The 6,335-nt window shown below is 43.5% G+C and carries 5 protein-coding genes and 2 pseudogenes; 2 read left to right on the forward strand and 5 right to left on the reverse strand.

Annotated features, from left to right (window positions below; translation table 11 throughout):
• Window positions 1-4: 4 nt before the first annotated feature.
• From pcnB to sfsA, 4 genes are all read right to left on the reverse strand, one after another.
• Window positions 5-1,303, reverse strand: coding sequence for a polynucleotide adenylyltransferase PcnB (gene pcnB, locus ABYB02_RS04465; RefSeq protein ID WP_372761258.1), 1,299 nt, complete (start codon window positions 1,301-1,303; stop codon window positions 5-7).
• A 292-nt stretch (window positions 1,304-1,595) separates the two neighbouring features.
• On the reverse strand, window positions 1,596-2,516 hold the full coding sequence (gene gluQRS, locus ABYB02_RS04470; RefSeq protein WP_372761259.1) for a tRNA glutamyl-Q(34) synthetase GluQRS: 921 nt from the start codon (window positions 2,514-2,516) through the stop codon (window positions 1,596-1,598).
• Window positions 2,517-2,535: 19 nt separating this feature from the next.
• Window positions 2,536-2,979 carry an RNA polymerase-binding protein DksA gene (gene dksA / locus ABYB02_RS04475; protein WP_372761260.1) on the reverse strand — a complete coding sequence of 148 codons (444 nt, stop codon included), beginning with the start codon at window positions 2,977-2,979 and terminating at the stop codon, window positions 2,536-2,538.
• A gap of 313 nt (window positions 2,980-3,292) precedes the next feature.
• Window positions 3,293-4,009, reverse strand: a complete 717-nt coding sequence (gene sfsA / locus ABYB02_RS04480) for a DNA/RNA nuclease SfsA (RefSeq protein ID WP_372761261.1) — start codon at window positions 4,007-4,009, stop codon at window positions 3,293-3,295.
• A gap of 122 nt (window positions 4,010-4,131) precedes the next feature.
• Here sfsA and pepB point away from each other — a divergent pair.
• A pseudogene (gene pepB / locus ABYB02_RS04485) lies at window positions 4,132-5,427 on the forward strand (aminopeptidase PepB).
• 186 nt (window positions 5,428-5,613) lie between these two features.
• Entirely contained in the window at window positions 5,614-6,180 is a 567-nt protein-coding gene (locus ABYB02_RS04490) for a phosphoribosyltransferase (RefSeq protein ID WP_372761262.1), read from the forward strand.
• Between the two features lie 76 nt (window positions 6,181-6,256).
• Here the strand turns inward: ABYB02_RS04490 and ABYB02_RS04495 are convergent.
• A pseudogene (locus ABYB02_RS04495) lies at window positions 6,257-6,335 on the reverse strand (Crp/Fnr family transcriptional regulator); the annotation flags it as partial.

The raw sequence follows: 6,335 nt of genomic DNA on the forward strand, positions 1-6,335 counted from the left end.
CTGATTACTCTGTTGGTTTTTTGCTGCTGCGACGTCGCGTGCGTCTGCGTGGTTTTGGTCCCGCTTGATGACCCAAAGTTCTGACCATTTCTTTTTGGCCGTTAATATCCTGGCTAAGGTATTGCGTCCACCACTGAGCCAGTTCTTGATGCTGAACTTCACCCGCATCAACGCGCAATAATAAAAAGTCGTACGCGGCTTTAAAGCGCGGTTGCTGGGTTAATCTGTACGCACGTTGGCCAGCTCGTTTATCTAAACGATGTTGAATGTGCCAAATGTCACGTGCACCTAAGGTAAAGCGTTTTGGCACTGCAATATGTTGTGCGTTATCGCTTAGCACCATATTAATGGCTTGAGAAAACGCATCGTATTCGCCAAGTTGCTCTTGCTGTTGTAATAGCTTAGTGCGCTCAACCAGTGGAAACCACAGTAACGCGGCAAATATAAATGCCGGAGTTACCTTTTTATCGGCGTTGATTCGCTGATCGGTATTTTGAAACATTTGCTGAATAAATGCAGCTTCTAAGCCATCAGGGTTTGCGGCTAAAATACTATCTAATTCTGGGAATAATGATTGAAACAACCCATATTTGCGCAGTAATAAATAGTTCGCTTCGGCCTTGCCGTTTAAAAACAGCTTAAGGATTTCTTCAAACAAACGTGCCGGCGGAATGTTGTCTAATAAGCTGGCTAATGTGCTAATTGGCTTTTCGCTGTTAGGGGCAATGGTCATATCTAACTTAGTCGCAAATCGCACCGCGCGCAGCATGCGTACCGGATCTTCGCGGTAACGCGTTTCGGGATCGCCAATCAATTCAATTTGTTTTGCTTTTATTGCCGCTAAGCCATTGGCGTAATCGTAAATACAAAAATCGTTTATCGAGTAATACAGGGCATTAATTGAAAAGTCACGACGTTCGGCATCTTCTTCAATGCTGCCAAACACGTTATCGCGGAGTAATTGCCCTTGTTCACTCGATTGGCTAATTTGGTTTTTTTCTTCCGGCGCTTCGTGATGGCCACGCATGGTCGCGACTTCAATAATTTCGCGACCAAATACAATGTGCGCTAGACGAAAGCGACGGCCAATTAAGCGGCAATTTCGAAATAGTTTTTTAACTTGCTCTGGCGTGGCATTGGTGACTACATCGAAGTCTTTTGGCTGTTGTCCTAACAATACATCGCGAATACAACCACCGACTAAATAGGCGTCAAACCCGCCATCTTTTAAGCGGTACAAAACTTTGATTGCATTTGGGCTAAATTGTTTACGAGAAATGCCATGCTCACCTCGTGAGATCACTAGCGGTTCGCTGCTTATTGCCACGTTTTCGGCAGGGCTACTGGGGCCGATTATTTGCCGACAAAATTGAAAAAGCTTGGAAATAATAGTCTGTCTCCTAGAAAGGTGTTGATTGACTCGCCATTGCAATCAAATTTACAGCCAGTCGTGCTGCAAAGCGCTATACCGGCAGTTTAATATAAATAGCATATATTTAGGCGGCTATCATATACCAGCAAGGTTTAAAAATTAAGTTGCTGTGCTGAAATTAAGCCTTTTTTAGCGATTTTTATTTGCTAACGGGGATAATTTATTACCCTTCGCGGAGTTTGGCGGGGGAAACCTGAATTTCAGCCACCTTGGGTACTTGGCTTAAGTTAAAGTTTTGCACCCCCCAGGCCAGTAATTGTTCTACATTTAACTCAATTAATTCAGCAAAGGTTGGCAAACCTAAAAACGCAAGCGCGGCCAACAAGGCTGGTTTTGGGTTTTGTTTACAAATAGCGGGCGCATAATTTTGTTTGGAGAGTTTAAAGCCAGGCTTTGCCACGGCCAATGGCAAATGCGCAAATTCTGGTATCGGCTGCTGCAGTTGTTTAAATAAACTAATTTGCCGTGCGGTCGGCTCAATTAAATCAGCCCCTCTGACAATGCGATTGATGCCTTGTGCCATGTCATCCACGACCACCACCAATTGATAGGCAAATAGGCCGTCACTGCGTTTTATAATGTAATCTTCACCAGCAAGCGCTGCATTCACTTCAATATGTCCCTGAATAACATCGGTAAACTCAGTGGTGGCATAGTTTTGTGTGAGGCGCAGCGCATTAGTGTGTAAATCAAGTTGCTGCGTTTTGCAGTGGCCTTGATAAATTCCACCGAGGGCTTTTATTTGTTTACGTGAACAACGACAGCCATAAACAAGCTGTTGTTTAGTTAATGAATTAACCACATCTTGGTATAAATCTAAGCGCTTTGTTTGATAAACAACCTGTTCATCCCAGTGTAGTGAGTACGCTTCTAAGGTGTTAAGAATATCAGTGTCGGCGCCGCTGACAACGCGCGTGGTGTCGATATCTTCGATACGTACTAACCATGTCCCTTGGTTAGCTTTCGCATCAAGATAGCTACCTACAGCCGCTACTAATGAACCAAAATGTAACGGTCCAGAAGGAGACGGCGCAAAGCGACCGCGGTAGTTACGCTTTAGCGTATTAACGGCTGTAGGGGTCATCACTAATTAATCGGGGTAATTAGCCACGTCCAGCTTGCTTTTCTTTAATTTCTGCAAGCGTTTTGCAGTCTACACATAAATCGGCAGTGGGGCGCGCTTCTAAGCGGCGAATGCCAATTTCAATGCCACAAGACTCACAAAAACCAAACTCATCTTCTTTAATTAGATTGATTGTTTTTTCGATCTTTTTGATCAGTTTACGCTCGCGGTCACGGGTACGTAGCTCTAAAGAGAACTCTTCTTCTTGCGCTGCACGGTCAACCGGATCAGGAAAGTTAGCAGCTTCATCTTGCATATACGTTTTAGTACGATCAACTTCATTACGTAAATCGTTACGCCAAGTTTCTAAAATTGTTTTAAAATGAAGACGTTGTGCTTCATTCATATACTCTTCGCCTGGCTTTTCTTGATATGGTTCTAAACCGGCCTGAGCCAATAACCCTAATCGCCTTTGGTCTGGCATAACTCTCTCCTAAATCCTTAATATAATGCCTCAGCATTAGCCGGCGGTATAAATAGCAGAAACTTATACCCTAGGCAAATTTATTTTTGAATAATCGAATTAGCTTCAACCTATTTATTGATTTAAAAGTATGAAAAGTAAGTTTTGTACTTTTTTTAATCGCACTATCGGTTTCTAAACTTGCCTTGTTATATGGGCTAAAACTTTTTAAACAAGCTAAATAACTAAATTTAGCAGTAAAATAGCGTTATAGTATGAGGCTGTTTTTATAGTTCCTATTAACCTAACAGCAACACCCTGTATTCCATAGCAATTATATAAATGGCAGCTTTTTAGTTAATACAATTTCGCTGGGGGATATAGCGGCTTTGTACACTAATACTTCAACGCCACGTTGAATAGCGTGTTGTAATAGCTGGGCATACTGTTCGTCAATGTGCGCTGCCGCACTGACCTGGGTAATGCCTTGATGTAACACCGCAAACACTAATACCGCGCGGTGACCTTGTTCGACCATTGTGATTAATTCGCGCAGGTGCTTTTGGCCACGAAGTGTGTGTGCATCGGGAAAATAACCTTGGCCACTGTGCGGGTTATCTTGGCTTAATAAAGTGACCGACTTAACCTCAACATAGCAGTTTGCGCGCTGTTCATCACTGAGCAAAAAGTCGATACGACTATTTTCATCACCATACTTTACCTCACTCTGTAATTGTTGGTAGCCGCTAAGCTCAGTAATTACATTGGCGTTAATCGCCTCTGCTACTACTTTATTAGCAATGGCGGTATTAACACAAATAAGCTGCGCTAAATGATTTTGCGTTAACTCTAATGAGTGCGGGTATTTACGTTTGCTATTATCACTGGTGGAATAAAAAGCGCTAAAGCCGGGTTCTGCGCAGCCCGTCATTTTACCGGTATTGGCACAATGCGCGGTAAACTCAGCCCCAGTATTGGGCTGTAAGTCGGCTAAAAAGCGTTTATAGCGTTTAATTAACGTAGCAGGTTGTAAAGCCGGCTGGTACTTCATACTCACTCCAAGGCTGAACTGCAAATAAGCAGGGCTAATAATGTTATTTACCGCAAGCTGTTGGGAACTGCTCAGCTCTATAGTAAACTCGGTGACACAATTTTGTGCAAGGATATTCTAACATGAGTGAAAAATTTGTTGTTCAACTAAGCGAGCAGCCAGCACCAAGCCATTGGGGTGAAAACGCGTCGTTATCTTTTAATGAAGGCGGTGCAACCGTTCATTTATCTGAGCAAGAAACATTAAAAAATGTGCAAAAAGCAGGGCGTGCAATCGCTAATCAAGGCCTTAAAAACGTGGTATTAGCCGGTGATGCATGGTGTACAGAAAGCCAATGGGCATTTTACCAAGGCTTTGTTTCACCGAAAACCTTAAATGGGGTTAAGTTTGTTGATAACGCGCAAACCGATATAAAAGAATTAAATGATTTAAAAGCCTCGGCAACGTGGGCGCGCGAAATGGTCAACGGCACGGCGGATGATATTTACCCAGAAAGCCTAGCTGAAAAAGCCGCTGAGTTTATTCAGTCGTTAGCCCCCGAGCACGTAAGCTACCAAATTATTAAAGGTGATGCGTTATTAGAGCAGCAGTGGATTGGTATTCACGCGGTGGGGCGCGGTAGTGAACGCCCGCCGGTATTATTAGCACTTGATTACAACCCAACAGGTGATGACAATGCGCCGGTAAGTGCAGCGCTGGTAGGTAAAGGGATCACGTTTGACTCAGGCGGTTACTCAATCAAGTCTAGCGAAGGTATGCTGGGTATGAAGTGTGACATGGGTGGTGCTGCCACTGTAACGGCAGGTTTAGCACTGGCGATTAGCCGCGGCATGGATAAGCGCATTAAATTATTTTTATGTTGTGCAGAAAACTTGATTTCAGGCCACGCATATAAGTTAGGGGATATTTTAACGTATAAAAACGGCACCACGGTTGAAATTGTTAATACCGATGCTGAAGGACGTTTAGTATTGGCCGATGGCCTGATGGCGGCGGGTGAAACTGGCGCTCCGCTGATTATTGATGCGGCCACCTTAACTGGTGCAGCATTAGTGGCTGTGGGCCAAGAGTACAATGCTTTGTTTGCTCTTGATAAAGAGTTAGTACGTGAAGTAGAAGACTTTGCAGCACAATAAATGGAAGCTGCGTGGCCATTACCTCTGGAAAAATGGCATCAACTTAATTGTCCATCGCCATACGCAGACACCGCTAATAGCCGTGCGCAAAAAGGCGGTGGTTACGGTGGTGCATCAAATGCGGCGGGTTTCTTATCACGCTTTGTACCAAATGACGGTAAAGGTTGGGTGCATATTGACCTTGCTGCGGCATTTAATATGGGCAGCACCAGCGAATGGGCGGCCGGTGCCACCACGCGCGGGATGCGAACCGTAGCGCGTACCTTATTAGAAAAAGCGTAATAGTTAGCAAGGTTTAACTATTTAATAATTAAAATAGGTGCCGATTGGCGCCTATTTTTTTGTGCTGCAAACAAGCAATTTGCTTTAAATTACGGTAAAATCCCCCGCCTATAGGTGTTTGAACGTTAAATATGTGCTTTTTATAAGCGGCGTTCAAATATTATACTCACCACTGGGATCCTAACTATGTCAGATAAATGCTACATCACAGCTCAACAGCTACTTGAAGATTCATTCCGCGTAGCGGCACAAGTCTATAAGGATGGTTTCCGTCCAGACTTTATCATTGGTATTTGGCGCGGTGGTGCACCCATAGGTATTGCGGTACAAGAATACTATGATTACAAAGGGATTGAGACCGATCATATTGCGGTGCGTACATCGTCTTATTATGGTATTGGTAAACAGTCTAAAGAAATAAAAGTACACGGTTTACATTACATCATTGAAAACGCCAATGCTGGCGATTCACTATTAATTGTTGATGATGTGTTTGACTCTGGGCGCAGTATTTTTGCATTAAAAGAAAAGCTTGCTGAGCTAATGCGATTAAACTTACCACGCGATATTCGTGTTGCGTGCCCGTATTACAAGCCAAAAAACTCTAAAGTAGATATGAAGCCTGATTACTATATTCATGAGTCAGAAGAGTGGTTAGTGTTCCCGCATGAGTTATCGGGTTTAACCCCGGATGAAATCATTGCAGGAAAATCAGATTTAGCGAAAATACACGACATCTTGCTAGAAAAGTAATGTGCCCGCGCACTGCATAAAAAAAGGCCGTTATGGCCTTTTTTTATGGTTGTAATTAAAGTTTTAAGCGGGCACGTTATAATTGTGCAAAACTATCGACATATTCACTGAGCTTAGCGATATCCACCGCTTGTAATCCTTGCTGACTCCTTTGC

Source organism: Pseudoalteromonas sp. (assembly GCF_041613455.1).
Lineage (GTDB): Bacteria > Pseudomonadota > Gammaproteobacteria > Enterobacterales > Alteromonadaceae > Pseudoalteromonas.

Excerpts from the sequence above, each read along its gene's own strand:
- gluQRS (WP_372761259.1), bottom strand. The coding sequence starts at position 2,516 with ATGACCCCTACAGCCGTTAATACGCTAAAGCGTAACTACCGCGGTCGC.
- dksA (WP_372761260.1), bottom strand. The coding sequence starts at position 2,979 with ATGCCAGACCAAAGGCGATTAGGGTTATTGGCTCAGGCCGGTTTAGAA.
- sfsA (WP_372761261.1), bottom strand. The coding sequence starts at position 4,009 with ATGAAGTACCAGCCGGCTTTACAACCTGCTACGTTAATTAAACGCTAT.
- ABYB02_RS04490 (WP_372761262.1), top strand. The coding sequence starts at position 5,614 with ATGTCAGATAAATGCTACATCACAGCTCAACAGCTACTTGAAGATTCA.